Source organism: Natronobeatus ordinarius (assembly GCF_024362485.1).
Lineage (GTDB): Archaea > Halobacteriota > Halobacteria > Halobacteriales > Natrialbaceae > Natronobeatus > Natronobeatus ordinarius.
In genome coordinates, this window is record NZ_CP101456.1 from 3214910 (window position 1) to 3233684 (window position 18775).

General features: G+C 66.0%; 17 protein-coding genes. 8 read left to right on the forward strand and 9 right to left on the reverse strand.

Going from position 1 to position 18775, the window contains the following annotated elements; genetic code table 11:
• Positions 1–62: 62 nt before the first annotated feature.
• The gene (locus NMQ09_RS16320; RefSeq protein WP_255191647.1) at positions 63–2564 is read left to right on the forward strand and encodes a hypothetical protein; all 2502 of its coding nucleotides are present in this window, start codon (positions 63–65) and stop codon (positions 2562–2564) included.
• Positions 2565–2791: 227 nt separating this feature from the next.
• Here NMQ09_RS16320 and idsA3 read toward each other — a convergent pair whose 3' ends face one another.
• Both idsA3 and NMQ09_RS16330 read right to left on the reverse strand, forming a co-directional pair.
• Complete coding sequence (idsA3, locus tag NMQ09_RS16325; protein ID WP_255191648.1) at positions 2792–3844, reverse strand: geranylfarnesyl diphosphate synthase; 1053 nt, start codon at positions 3842–3844, stop codon at positions 2792–2794.
• A gap of 1 nt (position 3845) precedes the next feature.
• Positions 3846–5195 (reverse strand): ribonuclease J, encoded by a 1350-nt coding sequence (locus NMQ09_RS16330; protein WP_255191649.1) that lies wholly within the window; start codon positions 5193–5195, stop codon positions 3846–3848.
• A 464-nt stretch (positions 5196–5659) separates the two neighbouring features.
• Here NMQ09_RS16330 and NMQ09_RS16335 point away from each other — a divergent pair, with 464 nt between their 5' ends.
• Positions 5660–7975 carry an amino acid permease gene (locus NMQ09_RS16335; protein ID WP_255191650.1) on the forward strand — a complete coding sequence of 772 codons (2316 nt, stop codon included), beginning with the start codon at positions 5660–5662 and terminating at the stop codon, positions 7973–7975.
• Positions 7976–8040: 65 nt separating this feature from the next.
• Positions 8041–8565, forward strand: a complete 525-nt coding sequence (locus NMQ09_RS16340) for a gamma carbonic anhydrase family protein (protein WP_255191651.1) — start codon at positions 8041–8043, stop codon at positions 8563–8565.
• Between the two features lie 55 nt (positions 8566–8620).
• On the opposite strand, the gene NMQ09_RS16345 is transcribed toward NMQ09_RS16340, so the two are convergent.
• The 7 genes from NMQ09_RS16345 to NMQ09_RS16375 form a co-directional block, all read right to left on the reverse strand.
• Positions 8621–8782, reverse strand: a complete 162-nt coding sequence (locus NMQ09_RS16345; RefSeq protein ID WP_255191652.1) for a hypothetical protein — start codon at positions 8780–8782, stop codon at positions 8621–8623.
• Positions 8783–8825: 43 nt separating this feature from the next.
• Positions 8826–9332, reverse strand: a complete 507-nt coding sequence (locus NMQ09_RS16350; RefSeq protein WP_255191653.1) for a hypothetical protein — start codon at positions 9330–9332, stop codon at positions 8826–8828.
• Positions 9333–9452: 120 nt separating this feature from the next.
• Entirely contained in the window at positions 9453–10196 is a 744-nt protein-coding gene (locus NMQ09_RS16355) for an isopentenyl phosphate kinase (protein ID WP_255191654.1), read from the reverse strand.
• On the reverse strand, positions 10193–11179 hold the full coding sequence (gene mvk, locus NMQ09_RS16360; RefSeq protein ID WP_255191655.1) for a mevalonate kinase: 987 nt from the start codon (positions 11177–11179) through the stop codon (positions 10193–10195). The genes NMQ09_RS16355 and mvk overlap by 4 nt, the downstream gene beginning before the upstream one ends.
• Positions 11180–11242: 63 nt before the next feature.
• Positions 11243–11428, reverse strand: coding sequence for a hypothetical protein (locus NMQ09_RS16365; protein WP_255191656.1), 186 nt, complete (start codon positions 11426–11428; stop codon positions 11243–11245).
• 94 nt (positions 11429–11522) lie between these two features.
• Positions 11523–11801: a DUF3006 domain-containing protein gene (locus tag NMQ09_RS16370; protein WP_255191657.1), complete on the reverse strand. Its 279-nt coding sequence runs from the start codon at positions 11799–11801 to the stop codon at positions 11523–11525.
• Entirely contained in the window at positions 11798–12997 is a 1200-nt protein-coding gene (locus tag NMQ09_RS16375; protein ID WP_255191658.1) for a ComEC/Rec2 family competence protein, read from the reverse strand. Before NMQ09_RS16375 ends, NMQ09_RS16370 begins: the two co-directional genes overlap by 4 nt.
• A 142-nt stretch (positions 12998–13139) precedes the next feature.
• Here NMQ09_RS16375 and NMQ09_RS16380 point away from each other — a divergent pair, with 142 nt between their 5' ends.
• From NMQ09_RS16380 to NMQ09_RS16400, 5 genes are all read left to right on the forward strand, one after another.
• Complete coding sequence (locus tag NMQ09_RS16380; protein ID WP_255191659.1) at positions 13140–13922, forward strand: NAD(P)/FAD-dependent oxidoreductase; 783 nt, start codon at positions 13140–13142, stop codon at positions 13920–13922.
• A gap of 55 nt (positions 13923–13977) precedes the next feature.
• On the forward strand, positions 13978–15132 hold the full coding sequence (gene coaBC / locus NMQ09_RS16385; protein ID WP_255191660.1) for a bifunctional phosphopantothenoylcysteine decarboxylase/phosphopantothenate--cysteine ligase CoaBC: 1155 nt from the start codon (positions 13978–13980) through the stop codon (positions 15130–15132).
• 171 nt (positions 15133–15303) lie between these two features.
• The gene (locus tag NMQ09_RS16390) at positions 15304–15873 is read left to right on the forward strand and encodes a DUF7344 domain-containing protein (protein WP_255191661.1); all 570 of its coding nucleotides are present in this window, start codon (positions 15304–15306) and stop codon (positions 15871–15873) included.
• A gap of 105 nt (positions 15874–15978) precedes the next feature.
• Complete coding sequence (hpt, locus tag NMQ09_RS16395; RefSeq protein WP_255191662.1) at positions 15979–16548, forward strand: hypoxanthine/guanine phosphoribosyltransferase; 570 nt, start codon at positions 15979–15981, stop codon at positions 16546–16548.
• A gap of 245 nt (positions 16549–16793) precedes the next feature.
• Positions 16794–18770, forward strand: coding sequence for an ABC transporter substrate-binding protein (locus NMQ09_RS16400; RefSeq protein WP_255191663.1), 1977 nt, complete (start codon positions 16794–16796; stop codon positions 18768–18770).
• Positions 18771–18775: the final 5 nt, after the last annotated feature.

Genomic DNA, 18775 nt, shown 5'->3' on the forward strand with positions numbered 1-18775 from the left:
GGTATTTTCTGAGCCAGAATGTACGGATAGTCTACTTATTACGTCGGACACAAGTTCGCGGTATGCAGGAGTATCCCCGCCGCACCCTCCTCGGTGGAATCGGAGCCACGATCACCGCCGCCCTCGCTGGCCACGCCGTCGCCGCCGACGGCGACCGTGAGCAGAGCCCGGACGCCGTAGAAGTACCCGCAGACGGTCCCGACTTCTCGTCGCTTCTCGAGTTTCTCCCGGCGTCGGTCGCCACGGACTCCATGCAGCTCACGGTGGCCGACGTCGAACGGCTGCTCGAGGCCGACGAACCTTACGGCCCACACGTCCCGATCGGTCCGGTCAGGACCGACCCCGAGGACGTCTCGAAGGTCGCCTCGGTCGTGGCGACGGACGAGGGCTACTCGACACCGATCACGGTCGTCGAAGGCGACGTGGAGTTCGACGGCGAGCCGGAGTCGAACGAGACCGACGACGGAGTCACGTACGACCTGTACGAGCACGGCGCTCGACGAGGAGAGACCACCTACGCCGCCGTCACGGACGACGTCGCGATCGTCACGACGGAGAAGGCGACGATCGACGACGCGTTCGCGGCGAGCGCCGACGACACCGACCGGCTCCTCGATGCAGCGCCACGGCTCGCGGCAGGAATCGAGGCGTACGAGTACGCCGACAGTCGACACGTCAGCGTCGAAGAGGAGCTCCACCTGCCGTTCGACCTCGACGACGGCGACGTCAACTTCGCTGCATACGCGTCGACCGTCATCGACCCCGACACGATACGCGTCGACCTCGGCGTCGACTTCGAGGACGAAGCCGCGATCACCGACGAGGTACTCGAGGCGATCGAGACCGAGTTCGCCTACATGCCCACGCGAGACGAGCCGGAGGCCGAGGTCGACGGCACGCTCGTCACCGTCACGATCGTCCGCGACCTCGCCGCCGAACGCGCCGTCAGAGAGCACGACAGTCCCGGCTTTCTCCGCGTAAACGATCGCGACATCGACCTCGAGGACGACTACCTCGAGATCGAACTCGGCCGCGGTGATCCGACGCCCGTCGAGGACCTCACCTTCGAGGTCGGCGATGAGGCGTACGACCGCGAGATCTGGGCCGGCGACGCGAAGAAACTCGAGGAAGGCGACACGATCCGACTCGACATGGACGACGTCGAGCCGAACCTGCAGGTCAGGCTCCGCCACGAGCACGAACTGGGCTCGAGCGGAAGCGGGACGACGATCCTCAATCACTTCCGCTTCCGATTCGAGTACGACTACGATGCGGAGACGGTCGCGGTCGAGTACGACGACGAGTTCCCCCTCGACGGCGACCGACTGTGGCTCGCCGCTCACGACCGGGATTCGATGTACGGCCCTCGCGGTCCCGACGCGGAGGAACCCGAACCGCGGGCGACCCGTCAGCCGTGGGACGGCGAGCTGTCGGCCGGCGACGACGCCACGCTCGACGGCGTGCTCCCCGGCGACGAGGTCATCGTCGGCTGGGATGGCGACACTCGCCGTGACTCCATCGCGCGACATCGCGTCTCCCCGCCCGGCACCGCCAGGTTCGAGTACGACTACGACTCGCGGACGGTCACGGCGACGCTCGAACTCGAGGACGAACGCCCAGCCGAGAAGTACGAACTGCGCGTGGACGACGAACCAGCTGACACCCAGTGGGCCGACGAGGCAGACACCGTCACCGACGGCGCGACGCTCGAGCTCGAGGACGTCGAGGTCGGCTCGCGACTGGAAGTCGTCTGGAGCGAGACCGACGCCCGAGTGGGTGGATACCGGATCGCCCCACCCGGAGGTGCCACGTTCGAGTACGACTACGACTCGAAGACGCTGTCGGCGACGCTCGAACTCGAGGACGACGTCGAACGCGCGGCCGAAAAGTACGAGCTGTGGGTCAACCACGAGCCCGTTGCTGGGTGGGCCGACGACCACGACACCGTCACCGACGGCGCGACCCTCGAGGTCACAGACGTCGAACTCGGCTCGTACGTGACCCTCGTCTGGAGCGACACCGAGGACCACATCGACTGGTACCACGTCAGACCGCCAGGAACCGCGACCGTCGAGTACGACTACGAAACCGAGACGACGACCGTGACGCTCGAACTCGAGAACGAGGTCGAACGCGCAGCCGAGAAGTACGAACTGGAGCTCGGCCGTGAGCCCGCCGACACTCAGTGGGCCGACGAGTACGACACCGTCACCGACGGCGCGACGCTCGAGCTCGAGGACGTCGAACTCGGCTCGTACGTGAACGTCGTCTGGAGCGAGACCGGAGGTCGCGTCGGCGGCGGCCGAGTCGCGCCCGAGATCGACCTCGAACTCCGAGCCGACGAAGGCGAGTTCGAACACGTCGGTGGCGACGAACTCCCGACGCCGAAGCTCGAGGCGGAGCTTCGGAGCGGGCGGAGCCGAGAGACGATCGACCTCGAACCGGAGGTTGGTGACACGTTCGAGGAGGGAGACGTCGTCGCATTCGACGCCGAGGACGTCAGCGAGGTCGTGGTGGTGTACGGCGGCGGTCACTGGGTCGGTGCCGACTGGCAGCGCGAGTGATCGATCGCCGCCGACGTCCGGTCACGTGCTCGCCAGATCGTGCGCAGATTTATCACGGAGGCGTCCCCACCCTTCGGGTGCCCGGGGGAGAACCCGTTCAATCCACCACCGACCACCTTCCCGCGGGCACGTCTCTTCGCGGCTCGAACGCGATGAGCGACGACACTCGAGAACGCCTTGCTACTCGCTCGAGCAGTCGAGGATCGGTGGAGGCGTCGACGCGGCCGTCAGTAGCCGCGTTCGATCAGGTAGTCGGCGAGTTCGAGTAGCAGGTCGTGGGCCTCGTTATCCGGCAACACCGTGAGTCGGTCTTTGCCGCGACTGACGAGGTCGCGAGCCATCTCGTTGGCGTAGGCGATCGAGCCGGCGTCCTCGAGGGTGGCCACCGCGTCGTCGATCTCGGCTTCCGTGACGTCGTCGACGCTGTTCGTGTCGACCAGCGCATCGACGTCGACGCCCTGTTCGCGGGCGTGGACGGTGATCAACGTCTGCTTGTTCTCGACCAGGTCGCTGCCGCGTTGCTTGCCGAGTTTCTCACTCGGGACGGTCAGATCGAGGACGTCGTCCTGGATCTGGAACGCCCGGCCGACATCGAGTCCGTAGCCGTAGAGTGCGTCGATCGTCTCCTCGCCGGCCCCCATCAGCACCGCCGGTAAGCAAGCCGACGCAGCGTACAGCACTGCGGTCTTCTGCTCGACCATCTCGAGGTACTCCTCGGGGGTGACGTCCGTTCGCTGTTCGAAGGCGACGTCGAGTTGCTGGCCCTCACAGATCTGGGTACAGGTGTTCGCGAGGATGTCGAACGCCCTCACGGTTCGCTCTGGCCGTGCACCGGTCTCGAGCATGATCTCGAACGCCTTCGAGTAGAGGGTGTCGCCGGCCAGGATGGCCGTCTCGAGGTCGTACTCCCTGTGAACGGCCGGGACCCCGCGTCGGAGGTCGTCGTCGTCCATGATGTCGTCGTGAATGAGCGTGAACGACTGGATGACCTCGACGCTGACGGCGGCGGCCATCACGTCGATCGGGGCGCCGCCATCGAGCGTGGGAAACGATCGGTACGCTTCGCTCAACGGCTCGACGTCCGCGAGCGCCTCCGCGGCCGTGAGCAGGACGGACGGCCGCAGCCGTTTGCCGCCCGCGTCGAGCAGGTACCGTGAGGCCTCGTAGAGCCGTTCGGGTCGTTCTACCGGGAGCTCCTCGGGGATCGCCTCGTTGACCAGCACTCGGCGCTCGTGCACCGCCTCGAGTACCGCCTTTTCGCGTGCCTCGGGGGTCGTCATATCAGTCGACGATCTGGATCAGGTTGCCGTTTCGCGAGACGTGGACGTCACGACCCATGGCGTAGCCTTCGCTCTCGCAGAGATTCACGTAGCCCGACAGTCCCTTGAGGTCCTGGTGGGCGGGGATGATGTGCTGGGGCTGGAGCGCGTCGAGCATCGCGTAGTGGCCTTCCTGGTTGAGGTGGCCGGAGACGTGGATGTCGGAGTAGACGCGTGCACCCTGCATGCCGAGCAGTTTCTCGGACTGATAGCGCTGACCCTCGTTGGTCGGTTCGGGGATGACTCGGGCGGAGAAGACGACCTTGTCGCCGTCGTCGAGTTCGTACGGCGTCTCGCCGCGAGCCATGCGGGTCAACATCGCGCGGGGTTCGCCCTGGTGGCCGGTGACGACAGGTAAGAAATTCTCCTTGCCCTCGTTCATGATGCGTTTGAACGTGCGGTCGACGGACTTGCGGTGACCGAACATCCCGAGGTCGGAGGGGAAGTCGACGAAGTCGAGTCGCTCTGCCGTTCCGGAGTACTTTTCCATCGAGCGACCGAGCAGGACGGGCTGTCGGCCGATGTCGTCGGCGAACTCCACGAGCGACTTCACACGGGCGATGTGACTCGAGAACGTCGTCGCGACGATGCCGCCGTCGTAGTCTTCCATGCTGTAGAGGACGTCCCGGAGGTGCTCCCGGGCGACGCGCTCGGAGGGGGTGCGTCCTCCCTTGTTCGCGTTGGTACAGTCCTCGATGTAACAGAGCACGCCCTGGCCCTCGCGGCCGATCTCACGGAAGCGCTTCATGTCGATCGGGTCACCGATGACGGGCGTGTGGTCCATGCGCTTGTCCAGCCCGTAGACGATCGCGCCCTCGGGCGTGTGGAGGACGGGGTTGATCGCGTCGATGATCGAGTGGGTCACGTTGACGAACTCGAGTTCGACCCCGTGATTGCCGATCGTCATCGACTCGCCGGGGTCCATCTTGATCAGGTCGTTCTCGACGCCGAACTTCTGTTCGCCCTCGATCTGCTGTTTGACGAGCTCGATCGTAAACGGCGTCGCGACGACCGGCGCGTTGTACCGGTGGGCCAGCTTCGAGATGGCGCCGATGTGGTCTAAGTGACCGTGGGTCGGGACGATCGCCTGGACGTCGCCCTCTAAGTCGGACATGACCCGGTCGTCGGGGATCGCGCCCATGTCGATCAGGTCTAAGCTGTGCATCCGCTCGGTCTCGACGTTGTCGTGGATCAGGACCTGTGAGAGGTTCAGACCCATGTCGAAGATGACGACGTCGTCACCGGCGCGGACAGCAGTCATCTGCCGCCCGACTTCCTCGTAACCGCCTACCGTTGCAATTTCGATTTCCATGGTTTGTAGCACTGAAAGCCGCGTGTGGACTCTCATCGAAACGGTCCGCGGACTCCCGGTTTCGCTCGGCCCCTGCGTCTCGACGCGTCGGCCATCCCGCTATACACCCGGAGGAGATCACCTCCTGTCGATTCACGGGAACCCCGTGACCTCGAGTGTACTTGCCCGCGGGTTTCGCTACGATCCTCTACTCCCCCCGTCGTTAAAAACTCCGTGGGTTGGCGGTAGTCCTGCCTGGAGCTGATCCGAGAGCGTCGTCGAGTCCGCTCGATCGGCGCAGACGTGCCCACTCGAGTACCTCATCGGCATCGTGTGCGAGCAACGTCGCCGACCGAACCGAATACTGTGTCTTTGTCAAATTCCCCTCCCATTTTAGTCCATCAAAATTATTATTCAGTGTGAATATGACACGATCGACTCCGCTATGCAAACATATCTAACCTTCCGTTCGAAAGCTCCTGGCGATGGCAAAAGATCTCGAGCGCGACCTCGGGTTGTTCGCCGTGATCGCGATCAGCATGGGTGCGATGATCGGGAGCGGCATCTTCATCCTGCCGGGGATCGCGATGGCCGAGGCGGGGCCGGCAGTCATCCTCGCGTTCGTGATCGCCGCGATCCTCGTGGTTCCCGCGGCGCTCAGCATCGCCGAACTCGGAACGGCGATGCCCGAAGCCGGCGGTGACTACGTCTTCATCGAGCGCGGGCTCGGCCCCTCCTTCGGGACGATCGCCGGGCTCGGCACCTGGCTCATGCTCATGCTCAAGGGATCGCTCGCGCTCTACGGCGGCATGTTCTACATCAACTTCATTTACACGCTCCCGACCTGGGAGCTCGCGGTTCCGGGGCTGGGCGCGACGCTCCCGATCCCCGGCGTCCGAGCGCTCGGGATCACGTTCGCGCTCGCCCTCATCGCGGTCAACCTGGTCGGGGTCAAACAGACCGGTGGCCTCCAGCTCGTGATGGTGATCGTCATGCTCGTGATCCTCTCGGCGTTCGTCGCCGGCTCGATCGTCCAGGTCGAGGGGGTCAACTACGACGGCTTCTTCGCCGAAGGACTCGACGGGATCCTCACCGCGACGGCGCTCGTGCTCGTCTCGTATGCCGGGGTGACGAAAGTCGCCGCCGTCGCCGAGGAGATCGAAAATCCCGGTCGAAATCTCCCGCTCGGCCTGCTCGTCTCGCTGCTCGTGACGGCGTTTCTCTACGCGCTGCTCGTGTTCGTGCTCGTCGGTGTCGTCGAGGGCGACCAGCTGGCCGACTCCGAGGAGCCGATGGCGCTGGCGACTGATCTCCTGTTCGGGGGAACGATCGTTCCGCTCCCGATGATCGGCGAGTTCGCAATCGGGCCGCTCACGGTCGGTGCGATCGTCCTCGCGGCCCTGCTCGCACTGATCAGCACCGCCAACGCGGGCATCCTGACGGCGTCGCGCTACCCGCTCGCGCTCAGCCGTGACGGGCTCTTCCTGAAACGGTTCGAGTACATCCACCCGCGATTCTCGACGCCGTTCGTCGCGATCCTCACCACCGGGGCGATCATCGTCTTCATCGTCGCCACCCAGGACGTCGACCGGATCGCGAAGATGGCCGGGGCGTTCCAGATCCTCGTCTACATCCTCGTCTGTGGCGCACTGATCGCGTTCCGCGAGCGCGACCTCGAGTGGTACGATCCCGACTTCTACACGCCGGGCTACCCCTGGGTGCAGCTCTTTGGCATCGTCTCGGGCGTCTTCATCATCACCCAGATGGACGCCGCGGAGATCCTCGGCTCGATCGGCATCGTGCTCTTCGGGCTGCTCTGGTTCAAATGGTACGCGGCAGACCGGATCGAACGCGAAGGCGCCGCGAAGGGACTCGCCCGCCAGGAAGCCGGCCGGAAGTTCGTCCGCGACACCGAAGACCAGCTCGAGCGTGAGGACCGCTACGAGGTGCTCATCCCGCTTCGTCGGGACGTCAGCCGCGAGCAGGAAGACGCCTTACTCCAGCTCGCCGCGCCGATCGTCCACCGGCAGGGTGGTCGAATCCGGATCGTCCGGTTCGATGAGGTGCCCGACCAGGTCCCCCTCGACACCGCCGCCGAGACGCTCTCCGAGGACGACGTCGAGTTCGAAGCGCGAACCGACGAACTCGTCCAGTACTTCGAGATTCCCGTCGAGGTCGGCGAGATCGTCAGCCACGACAGCCGCCACGCCGTCGTCAACTTCGCCGAACGGTCGGGCGCTGACCTCATCCTCGCGCGCCACGAGGCGACCAGCCGACTCGGGACGCTGTTCGGCCGCGACGAGGACTGGATCATAGAGCACGCCCCCTGTGACGTCGTCTTCGTCCAGCAAGAGCGTCCCGTCACCGTCGACGAGATCGTGATCGTCACCGACCGCAGCCCGTTCAACGACCCCCTCAAGGTCGAACTCGCCGACGCGGTGGCGGACGTGCTCGGTGCCCGGCTGCGGTTCGTCTACGCCGTCCCCGAAAACGGGGCCGAGGAACTGCTCGAGACCATCGAGGCGTACCACGCCGACCTCGACGACCTCTGTACCGTCCCCGTCGAGTCGACGATCGTCCAGGCGAACGACGCCGTCGCGGGCCTCTCGAGCGAACTCGAGGACGCCGACGTCGTCATGCTGAGCACGATGACCCACCGACGGATTCCGGACCTGCTCGTCGAACAGCGCTCGGACCGACTGGCGGCCGCGATCGACGGCCCCGTCCTGCTCGTCCACTCGAAGAAGAGCCGCCGGGGATCGTTCCTCCGGCCGATCCTCGAGCGCGTGCTGTTCGATTAGGCGCCGGCCACGCTCGCTCGCGCAATCCTCTTACCCTTAAGTCGTTCCGCGCCAGTGGTTCGCCCATGATCCGATCCTTCGACGGGCACGAACCGGCGCTCGCCGATTCGGCGTACGTCGACGAGCGCGCGGTCGTCATCGGGGACGTCACCGTCGGCCCCGACGCGAGCGTCTGGCCCGGCGCCGTCCTCCGCGGCGACCGTGGCCCGATCGTCCTCGAGGAAGGGGCGAACGTCCAGGACAACGCCACGGTCCACGAGGGCGCCGAGATCGGCCCGTACACCACCGTCGGCCACAACGCCATCGTCCACAACGCGACCGTCGGCCGGCGCTGCATGGTCGGCATGGGCGCGGTCGTCCTCGACGGCTCAGAGATCGGCGACGAGAGCTTAGTCGGCGCGAACAGCCTCGTCACGGAGAACACGACCATCCCGGACTCGTGTCTCGCCGTCGGCACCCCCGCCGAGGTCGTCAAGGAACTCGAGGAATCCTACTGGCACTCGGCGGCCGATCGGTACGTCGAACTCTCGACGCGCCACCTCGAGACGTCCGCGGTGCTCGAGCGAGGGACGGTCGGCGATCCCGACTGACGGCTCGGACCTCCGACGGGCGGCGGGCTCGGCTCTGCTCGCTCCACCCGAGGTGTCACGGCCTCGAGGAGTATCGGAGATCCCAGACGAGAACGTGAGCGCCCCATCCCACGGCCGCGAGGAATCCAGCGACGAGCAAGAGCGGAGGGGAGAGCGAGTAGACGAGGACAGCGATACCGACGGCGATAAACCAGACGGCAATCGACGGACGCTCCATACTCTCCGAGTACGTTCAACCCACATACATTTTGTGGTGGCGATCAGTCGAAGATCGTCTCCGGGCGCTTGAGGTAGACGTCCTGTTCGACGACCCGCTCGTACACCCGGTACAGCGTTTCGACCGCCGCCTCGTCGGGGGAAAATCGGAGGTAGGGTGCCAGGTGGTAGCTCCGACAGCTTGTCAGGAAGAAATAGAGCGTCCGGTGGTGTTTCGGCGTCGCGTCGACGACGCCGATCTCCCGCCCGCCGAGGTCGTCCGAGAAGTCGGTGAGCAGCGAGGCGACGTCGTCGGTCAACCGCTCGTCGGGCCGCTGGATCGGTGTGGCGAACGTCCGCTGCATGAACTCGGTCGTGGCCTTCAGAAACGGGTTCGAGTCGATCCCGGTCGGGTCGACGTCGGCGAACGTCTCGTACAACTCGAGAAGCGTCGACAGCTCCTCACGCGTGAGCGCGATCGGCAGCACCGGCTCCCCCTTCGGCAGCGAGTAGTCCGGGAAGCTGTGGGTGCCCGGATTCGGGAGGTCGGCGAACACGTCCTCGAGGGCCATACGCCCCCTCCCACGTTCTCGCCCCTAACGGTTTGTGTCCCTCTCGCTCGCTGAACGTCGGGTGAAGTGACACCTCGAGCGTCGTCGCCCTCGACCGCCGAACTCGGCCGTCGCCCGTTCTCAATCGAGGGTCGTCCCCGACTCCTTGCCCGCGAGGAACGCCTCGAGGTCAGCGGGGCCGAAGATCGACGCCTCGGCTTCCAGCTCGAGCAGCGCCCGGACCTTGGCGGCCATCCCGCCGGTGACGTCCGTGGCGTCGCTGCCGCCGAGGACCGACTCGACGTCGGCGAACGAGGTGATCCGGGCGATCACCCGGCCCTCGTCGTCGAGGACGCCGGGGACCGTCGAGCAGAGGCCGATCCGGTCGGCCTCGAGGGCCGTCGCGAGGTCGGCCACGAGTTCGTCGCCGCTGACGACCGTCGCCCCCTCACCCGCATGAGCGACGAGGTCGCCGTGGAGCACGGGGACGAACCCTTCGTCGAGCATCGTTCGAACCTGGCCCGTCGGGAGGTGAAGCGCGCCGTCGGCGTCGCGGTGTGCGGTCGAGAACGGGTGAACCGGTACGGCGGGCACACCGCGGGCGAGCAGCGCCTCGAGGACGGCCTCGTCGAGCGCCTTCATCGCGCCGTGGATGGCGTCGACGGCCGCGGCGTCGTGGGTCCCGTCGGTCGTACTCACGCCGTGTTCGCTCGCGTGGACGTGCCCGAAGCTCCCCCCGCCGTGGACGAGCACGAGGTCGTCGACGTGGCCGGCCTCGAGCGACCCCGCGACGGCGTCGGCCGCCCGCTCGAGCGCCGCCTCGTCAACCGTCTCGGGGCACTCCTTGTCCGTGACGACGCTTCCCCCGAGTTTCAGGACGATCATTCGAGCCGCTTCACCCCCTCTTCTGCGAGCTCGGCGCGGAAGGCGTCCTCGCAGCCGGGCGTGTACGAGAGAGCTGTCTCGGTCTCGTCGGTGGGGTCGAGTGCGACGATGCAGCCGCCGCCGCCGGCACCCGTCAGCTTCGCCCCGTAGGCGCCCGCGTTCCGGGCCGCCCACACCATCGCGTCGAGCGATCTCGAGGAGACGCCGAGCGCCGACAGCAATCCGTGGTTGACGTCCATCAGCCGGCCGAGCTCCTCGAGGTCGCCGTCGGCGAGGACGTCCTCGCCGGTGCGCACCAGGTCGCCGATGGTTTCGACCGTGTCCGCGGCGAAGCCGTACTCCTCGCGTAGCGACCGCACGCCGGCGACGAGTTCGCCCGTGTCGCCCGCGCCGCCGTCGAACCCGACGACGATCGGGAGGTCCGGCGCCTCGATCGATCGACAGTCGTCGCCCTCGACGCGGACCGCCCCACCGGTGGCCGAGCAGAACGTGTCCGCCCGGGAGGCCTGCCCGTCTTGCACCTCGTACTCGGTCTGGAAGGCCCGTTCGGCGAGTTCGTCGGGCTCGAGTGTGACGCCGAGCTCACGCGTCGCGGCGTCGATGGCGGCGACGACGACTGCCGCCGACGAGCCGAGCCCCGCGCCGAGCGGAATGTCGCTTTCGATGGTGACGTCGAAGCCGGCGTCGGCCTCGCCTGTGACGTCGCGAACCTGCTCGATCGCCCCGTCCACGTAACCCATCGCGGCCGCGATCAGGTTTTCAGAGACGTCGACGTCCGGTCGGGTTCCCGTCTGCCCACCGTACTCGACGGTGAAGCCGTCGAGGCTGAGGTCGTCCGCCTGGACGCGCAGCTTGCCGTCGTCGCGTCGAGTCACCCCCACGCGAGCCCGTCGCTCGATGGCACACGGCACCGCCGGCTCGCCGTAGACCACGGCGTGCTCCCCGAACAGGTACACTTTCCCGGGAGCGCTCGAGAGCGTCATACCCCGCCGTTCGCACGACGGCGATTAATAGCTGTCCGATTCGACGCTCGCGGCGACCCCGTGCTACTCGTCGTCAGGCCCGCCGACGAACTGCTCCCGGGTCCGGTACCGAAACGAGAGATACAGCACCACCAGGACGAACGCAACGGCGAATGCAGTCTGCCCGGTCTGGATCGCATAGACCAGGGCGACCAGGTTGAGGGCGATGCCAAAGAGGTAGAACGCCCCCAGATACTGGCTTTGCTCCATGCTGGGCGTTGTTCGCCGATGTAAATGAGCCTTGTTCATCGATCGGTCGTCGGCGCGCCGGTCGCCGCCGAGGCGCGAGCGCGGGGACGGCCGATCACCCCTCGTCGTCGCCCAGTCGCCTGGAGAGGCGGTCGAATCGCTCCTGAGCCGCCTCGCGACGGGCGTCCGTCTCTTCGGGTTGGTAGGTCGCCTCGAGGAGCTCCCCGTCCACGACGACGACGTCGAACACCGCGCCGTCGCGGCGGCCGTCCTCGGGGACGCGTTCGACGTCGACGGTCAGTTCGTCGACGACGCGATCCTCCGCTTCGAGCAGGAACACTGCCGTCTCGCCGTCGACGATGCGGTCGAGGACGGCCGTGTACGTGTCGGTCATGCGCCGAGCGTAGGCGCGCCAGCCACATCAATCGGGGTCACGGCACCTCCCGGCGAAGCGAGCCCCGACGACGGATCGACGAGTCCGACCGACTCGTCGTCGGGCTTTGCCTCGAGCAGTTCGGCCGCGTCCGTCGACCCCTCGCGTTCGGGCTCGACCGTGACCGTCTCGCCGTCGGTCGTCACCACGATGTCGCCGTGGACGCCGGTCCAGTACGTCTCGATTCCGCGCTCGGCGAACGCCTCGAGCACCTCGTCGTGTGGGTGGCCGTACTGGCTCTCGAGTGCGCTCGAGATGACGGCCACCTCGGGTGAGACCCCCTCGAGGAACGGCTCGGTCGAACTCGTCGAGGAGCCGTGGTGGCCCGCCTGATAGACGTCGGCCTCGAGTTCGTCGGCCCAGTCCTCGACCATGCGCGCTTCGGCGTCGGCCTCGGCGTCGCCGGTCGTCAGGTACCGAACGTCGCCGAACTCGATCGCGAGGCTCACGCTGTTGTAGTGGAGGTCGCTGCCGCTATCGCCCTCGGGCGGGTTCAGGACGAGGGCGTCGACGCCCTCGAAGGGAATCTCGTCGCCCTCACGGACCTCGAACAGCGTCACGTCGTGGCGTTCGATCGCGTCGAGGTACCGCTCGTAGGTCTGTGAGGTGTGGGCGACCCCGGAGTCGTAGGCGGCGCCGACCCCGTCGCCGTGTTCTTCGAAGTGGTCGATTACGGCCTCGTGGCCGCCGATGTGGTCCGCGTGGGCGTGAGTCGCCACGAGGTGGTCGATCCGGTCGATTCCGTGAGCTTCGAGGTACTCGATGACCGCCTGGCCGTCCTGGCGCCAGTCGCCCGTGTCGATCAGCATCGTCTCGCCCGACGGCGCGATCAGGAGCGTCGCGTCGGCCTGCCCGACGTCGAGGTGGTGAACCTCGAGTTCGCCGTCGACCGCGTCGTCGGTTTCCTCGGCCGGTTCGTCGGTTTCCTCGACCGCGTCGTCGGTTTCCTCGACCGCGTCGTCGTTCTCGTCGAGTTCGACCGTCGGATCGCCGCCGTCGTCGGTTTCCTCGACCGCGTCGTCGGTTTCCTCGACCGCGTCGTCGTTCTCGTCGAGTTCGACCGTCGGGTCGCCGCCGTCGTCGCCGGTCAGCCCGCCGGTACAGCCGGCGAGGACGACCAACAGGACGACGAGGAGCGTCGGGAGCGCGCGTCGCATACCGTTTCTCCTCGGGGGCCGAACGTATGGTGGTTGTGATCGGTGAGCTGTCTGGTCGTCGATGTGACCGGAAAATCCTGCCGCGGCGAGTGTCGGATAGAACCCGTCACACTTCTATACCTCCCCATCACAACGACCGCCCATGAGAGACGTGCTCATCGTCGGCGGCGGCGTCGCCGGCCTCGCCGCCTCGATCTTCACCGCCCGCGCCGGACTCGACACCCTCGTCGTCGACAGCGGGGGACGGAGTCCCCCGAGCAGCCGGACGCAGTCCGGCGACGGGGGCGAGTCGATCCTCGCGCGCAACGCCAGCCTCGAGAACTATCCCGGCTTTCCCGACGGCATCGACGCCCGGCGATACCTGCTGCTGGCTCGCGAGCAGGCGACCACCGCCGGGGCCACGTTCGAACTCGGCCGCGTCACGCGGGTCGAACCCGTCGAGGAAGGGAACGTCGAGGCGGGCTTCGTCGTCTCGACCGAGGGTGGTGAGCCGCTCGAGGCCCGCCGGCTGATCGCCGCCTCCTGGCCCGACAGCGAGTACCTCACGCCGCTGGACGTCGGGCGCGAACAGCGCGGGAGCAAGTACGTCGTGAGCGTGGACGAGGCGGGCCGGACGGCCGTTTCCGGCGTCTACGCCGCCGGCCGAATCGCGGGCGAACCCCACCAGGCGATCGTCGCAGCGGGTCACGGCGCCAAAGTCGGGCTCGCTGCGATCCAGGATTCTGAGACGCCCTTCTACCACGACTGGGTCGCCCCGGAAGGCTACTTCACCGGTCGCGGCCGGGAGGTGCCACCCGCCTGCGAGGAGATCGACGACGAGGAGCGACGACGTCGCGACGAGCGGGCGCGCGAGACGATGCTCGAACAGCTCGCCGAGCCGCTCGAGCAGAAGCCGACGATGCATCCGAGCGTCGATCGGGTGTAGCGCTCGCTCGCCTACCTGACCCCTTTTTACCCCCACCGCCCCAACGTGGGGGCGAATGCTCGAGGGAGTCAACGTCGCACTCGGGGTGACGGGATCGATCGCGGCCGTGAAGACGGTCGAACTCGCCCACGAACTGCGCCGCCACGGGGCGACCGTCCGGACCGTGATGAGCGACAGTGCGCGGGGAATTATTCATCCCTGGTCGCTCGAGTTCGCCACCGATCGCGAGGTCATCACGGAGATCACGGGTGGGGTCGAACACGTCGACCTCTGTGGCTACGAGGGCTGGGCGGACGTCTTCTTGATCGCGCCGGCGACGGCGAACACGGTGGGGAAGATCGCGGGTGCAGTCGACGACACGCCCGTCACCACGACGGCGACGACGGCGCTCGGGTCGGGGACGCCGGTCGTCATCGCCCCGGCGATGCACGAGCCGATGTACGACCATCCGGGCGTGCTCGAGGCCATCGAGCGCGTCGAGTCCTGGGGCGTCTCGTTCGTCGAGCCGCGACTCGAGGAGGGGAAGGCCAAGCTCGCGACCGAGGAGGCGATCGTTTGCGAGCTCGCGCGGGCGGTCGGGAATCGCCCACTCGAGGGCGAGCACGTGGTCGTCACCTCGGGGGCGACGACCGAGCCGATCGACCCCGTGCGGGTGCTAACGAACCGCGCGTCGGGGAAGATGGGGCGGGCCGTCGCGAGGGCCTGTTACGTCCGTGGGGCCGACGTGACGTTGATCCACGACGGCGACGACGTCCCCTACGCCGACGTTCGCCAGATCGAGACGGCTGCGGAGATGCTCGAGGAGACGATCGACGCCTGCGAGACCGCGGACGCGCTGGTCTCGGTCGCCGCGATCAGCGACTACACGGTCGAGGCGAGTCCGGAGAAGATCCGTTCGGGCCAGGAGCTCACGCTCGAGCTCGAGGTGGCGCCGAAGCTCATCGACGAGATTCGCGACCGCCGCCCGGGGCTGCCGATCGTGGGCTTCAAGACGGAGACCTCGGGGGAAGACGAGGCGATGGTCGACGCCGCTCGCGAGACGCTCGAGCGCGTCGACCTCGCGTTCGTCGTGGCCAACGACGCGAGCGTGATGGGAAAGGACGTGACGCGCGCGTTGCTCGTCCACGCCGGGGACGCAGTCGAGTATCAGGGTTCGAAAGCGGGACTCGCGAGTGAGGTTGCCGGTTCGCTCGCGGTCGTCCTCGGATGAGACTGGAGTGGCTAGCCGATCGCACAACGTGTGGATTCGTTCTGTCGGTTCGGATTATCGTTCGTCAGAGATAGTCACGAGAATTATATAGTATGCGTTGCCTTCCTCGAGTTAATGGGCAGCGAACGGACCGCGATGGCTCGTTGGAACGAGGTGAGGTGAGCAACGGTGATGAGCGGTCACATCACGAAAGATCGGCTCTCGAAAGGAGAGATCTTCGAGGTTCTCCGCAATCAGCGCCGTCGGTACGTCCTCCACTATCTGAAACAGGACGACCGGCCCGTCGAACTCGGTGATCTCGCACAGCAGGTCGCCGCCTGGGAGTACGAGACGACGCTCGAGGAGGTGACGCCCGAGCAGCGAAAGCGCGTGTACACGACGCTCCAGCAGACGCACCTGCCGAAGATGGACGAGGCGGGGATCGTCACGTTCGATTCGGACGAGGGACGCATCGAAGTGACGGGGCTGACGGCCGATGTCGCCATCTACCTCGAGATCGTTCCCGGACGCGAGTTCGCCTGGCGAGAGTTGTACCTCTCACTCGGTGCGATTAGCTGTGCGCTCGTCGCCACACTCTGGCTCGACGTCTATCCGCTGACGACACTCTCGACGCTCACCTGGATGGCGATCATCGCCGCGACGTTCACCGTCACGGCGACGGCACACATCTACCACGAACGCCACATGCGGCTGGGACAGGGCGAGCAGCCGCCGGAGTTGAGCTACGGCGCGGACGACTGATACTGTCTGCGGTGACCGACAGATGGCGATGCGTCTGACGGCGTCGGGACCAAGGACCGTGAACGGTATCGTCAGTTTTTACTCGTCTTCGGGCGCAGCCACGACATGGACCAGCTGAAAGCGTCTCTGCTCGAGGCCCCTATCATCGAGAAGAACGGCTATCACTACTTCGTCCACCCGATCAGCGACGGCGTCCCCCAGCTCGACCCCGGGCTGTTGCGCGAGATCGTCATCCGCATCATCCGAAAGGCAGAACTCGAGCGCGTCGACAAGATCGTCACCCCGGCGGCGATGGGGATCCACATCTCGACGGCCGTCTCGCTGATAACGGATATCCCGATGACGGTGATCCGAAAGCGTCAGTACGACCTCGAAGGCGAGGTCGCCATCGCCCAGCAGACGGGCTACTCGGAGAACGAGATGTACATCAACGACGTCTACGAGGGTGAACGCGTCCTCGTCATCGACGACGTCCTCTCGACCGGCGGAACGCTCGCGTCCGTGCTCGAGGCGCTCGACGAGATCGGTGCGGAGGTCGTCGACGCCGTCGCCGTCATCAAGAAAGTCGGCGGCGAGAACAAAGTCGAGGACGCAGGCCACCACGTGAAGACACTCATCAACGTCGACGTCGTCGGTGGAGAGGTTGTCGTCGTCGACGACGAGGGCGACGATTGACCAGCTGACGGAGCAAGCATCGGTTACTCTGACTCAACTCAGCCGTTTCTATCGCTCATTTGGCGTCTGCTTCCGGGCCACATAACTTGGGTATGAACACCATTTCTGTTGTCTGCTGTTGGAACCTGGTGGATTAAGACTGTATTAATAACATTCCTCAAGAGATTCCCCAGATCCAAAATAAGATAACAATCGCTTAGAAGTAAAGCAATATCTCTTTATACTGGGGTTTGTAATTGTTGGTCATGCCTCAGGACGATAAGCAGGTAAGTCCGATAGTAAACCGCCGACGACTTCTTCAGGGGGTCGGGGTTGCAGGTGCAGTTGGCCTCGCGGGTTGTTTCGGTGGAGACGACGATCCTTCTGGCGATGACGACGGCTCGAACGGTGACGACGGGACGGCTGATTCACCGACCGACGACGCGCCGCTCGAGGAGCTGGTCGAGGGCGGGACGCTCCGCGTGGGCGTCGGCTCGAACGTCGATTCGTTCGACCCGCCAAACAGCTCGGACACGACCTCGTCGCTGTCCCAGTCACTCATCTTCGAGTCGCTCACGACGAGCGACGCTGAAGGGAACCTCTATCCCTGGCTCGCCGAGAGCTGGGACGTTCTCGACACGAACAGCGTCGAACTGACCGACTACGAACCGTACATGTCGACGTTCACGGCCGGCGAAGAGGGTGCCCTCGACCACGGCGAGCAGGAGATCATCCGGCATCCCGAGGACATGGTGCCCGAAGAGGGCGACGAGGTCCGCGTGCTCCTGTTCGACGACGCGGCCGACGCCGTCGCCGACGGCGTCTTCGGGGTGCAGATTCGGTACCACATCCGTGAAGGCGTCACGTTCCACAACGGCGAGGAGCTGACCGCCGAGAACGTCATCGCCTCTTACGACCGCATCAAGCTCTCCGACGTCAGCGCCCAGTACTTCGACTCGACGCTCTACTACGAGGAAGTCGACGAGTACACGGTCGACATCTTCGCGCAGATTCCGGACGCCGAGGCCGAGCGCGAACTGCCGCCAATCGGCGTGTTCACCGTCGAACAGGCACAGCTACCCGCCGGCGATCTCGACCCGCGCCAGGGCAACGACCCCATCGGCACCGGCCCGTACGTGTTCGTCGAGATGGAAGACGAGCAGTGGGTCGACTACGAGAAGAACGACGACTACTGGGTCGAGCAGATGGGCGTCGACTCCATCGACTGGTTCGACGGTCCAGCAGAGTACCCCGACGGCCCCGTGGTCGAAGAGGTGACGTTCGAGATCATCCCGGACAACGCGACCCGTTCGGCCGCGCTTCAGGCCGACGAGATCGACATTACGACCGGGCTGTCCTCGTCGACCCTGAACGACTTCGACGACTCCGAGGACTTCTCCGTCACGTTCGTCGAGACCGGCGGCTACACCTACTTCCAGCCCCCGGTCAACGTCGAACCGTGGGACGACCAGCGCCTCCGGCAGGCGTTCAACAACCTCGTGCCACGCGAACTCATCGCCGACCAGATCTTCGACGGCTGGTCCACCCCAGCGTACATCATGATCCCCGGCCTCGCACAGGGGCTGGGTACGACCGACGCCCAGGCCCTCGAGGACGACGTCCGACACCTCAACGAGTTCGACCCCGAGCGCGCCGGTGAGCTGATCGAGGAAGTCTTCGACGACTACGGGATCGAGGCCCCGCTCGAGGTCCAGCTCGAGGTCAACGTCGACAACGACGACCGCGTCAATATGGTCGAACTCGTCGCCGAGGCCATGGAGGATACGGGCTACTTCGAGACGAGCGTCGAAACCTACGAGTGGACGACCTACGTCGGCCGCATCATGGATCCCGAGTACGGCGACCGCGGCCACATCAGCTGCGTCGGTCTCTCGGGAACGTTCAACCCTCACAGTTTCGCCGACGCGCTCCACCACAGCACCAACGTCGGCCAGTGTTGTAACCTGGCCGGCATCAGCGAGGACTGGATCGACGAGCTGCTCGAGAGCGCACGGTACGGGGCAGACGTCGCCGAAGATCCCGACCTGCGTCGTGAGCGCTACGACGAAGTCTTCCGCGAGCTCGAGGAGTACGCCGGCAGCGCCATCGCGATCTTCGGCACCCAGGAGTCTGTGCTCAGCACGCGGGTGAGAAACTGGGCGCAGTGGCCGTTCCACGAGGGATACCTCTCGTACGCGCTCTACTCCCCGCAGGACGAGCGCATCGCCTGGATCGACGAATAATCACT

Coding starts and splice junctions, on each gene's coding strand:
- NMQ09_RS16350 (WP_255191653.1), bottom strand. CDS start 9,332: ATGGCCCTCGAGGACGTGTTCGCCGACCTCCCGAATCCGGGCACCCAC.
- NMQ09_RS16340 (WP_255191651.1), top strand. CDS start 8,041: ATGATCCGATCCTTCGACGGGCACGAACCGGCGCTCGCCGATTCGGCG.
- mvk (WP_255191655.1), bottom strand. CDS start 11,179: ATGACGCTCTCGAGCGCTCCCGGGAAAGTGTACCTGTTCGGGGAGCAC.
- NMQ09_RS16345 (WP_255191652.1), bottom strand. CDS start 8,782: ATGGAGCGTCCGTCGATTGCCGTCTGGTTTATCGCCGTCGGTATCGCT.
- NMQ09_RS16365 (WP_255191656.1), bottom strand. CDS start 11,428: ATGGAGCAAAGCCAGTATCTGGGGGCGTTCTACCTCTTTGGCATCGCC.
- NMQ09_RS16330 (WP_255191649.1), bottom strand. CDS start 5,195: ATGGAAATCGAAATTGCAACGGTAGGCGGTTACGAGGAAGTCGGGCGG.
- NMQ09_RS16400 (WP_255191663.1), top strand. CDS start 16,794: ATGCCTCAGGACGATAAGCAGGTAAGTCCGATAGTAAACCGCCGACGA.
- NMQ09_RS16375 (WP_255191658.1), bottom strand. CDS start 12,997: ATGCGACGCGCGCTCCCGACGCTCCTCGTCGTCCTGTTGGTCGTCCTC.
- NMQ09_RS16335 (WP_255191650.1), top strand. CDS start 5,660: ATGGCAAAAGATCTCGAGCGCGACCTCGGGTTGTTCGCCGTGATCGCG.
- NMQ09_RS16355 (WP_255191654.1), bottom strand. CDS start 10,196: ATGATCGTCCTGAAACTCGGGGGAAGCGTCGTCACGGACAAGGAGTGC.
- coaBC (WP_255191660.1), top strand. CDS start 13,978: ATGCTCGAGGGAGTCAACGTCGCACTCGGGGTGACGGGATCGATCGCG.
- NMQ09_RS16390 (WP_255191661.1), top strand. CDS start 15,304: ATGAGCGGTCACATCACGAAAGATCGGCTCTCGAAAGGAGAGATCTTC.
- NMQ09_RS16380 (WP_255191659.1), top strand. CDS start 13,140: ATGAGAGACGTGCTCATCGTCGGCGGCGGCGTCGCCGGCCTCGCCGCC.
- NMQ09_RS16320 (WP_255191647.1), top strand. CDS start 63: ATGCAGGAGTATCCCCGCCGCACCCTCCTCGGTGGAATCGGAGCCACG.
- NMQ09_RS16370 (WP_255191657.1), bottom strand. CDS start 11,801: ATGACCGACACGTACACGGCCGTCCTCGACCGCATCGTCGACGGCGAG.
- idsA3 (WP_255191648.1), bottom strand. CDS start 3,844: ATGACGACCCCCGAGGCACGCGAAAAGGCGGTACTCGAGGCGGTGCAC.
- hpt (WP_255191662.1), top strand. CDS start 15,979: ATGGACCAGCTGAAAGCGTCTCTGCTCGAGGCCCCTATCATCGAGAAG.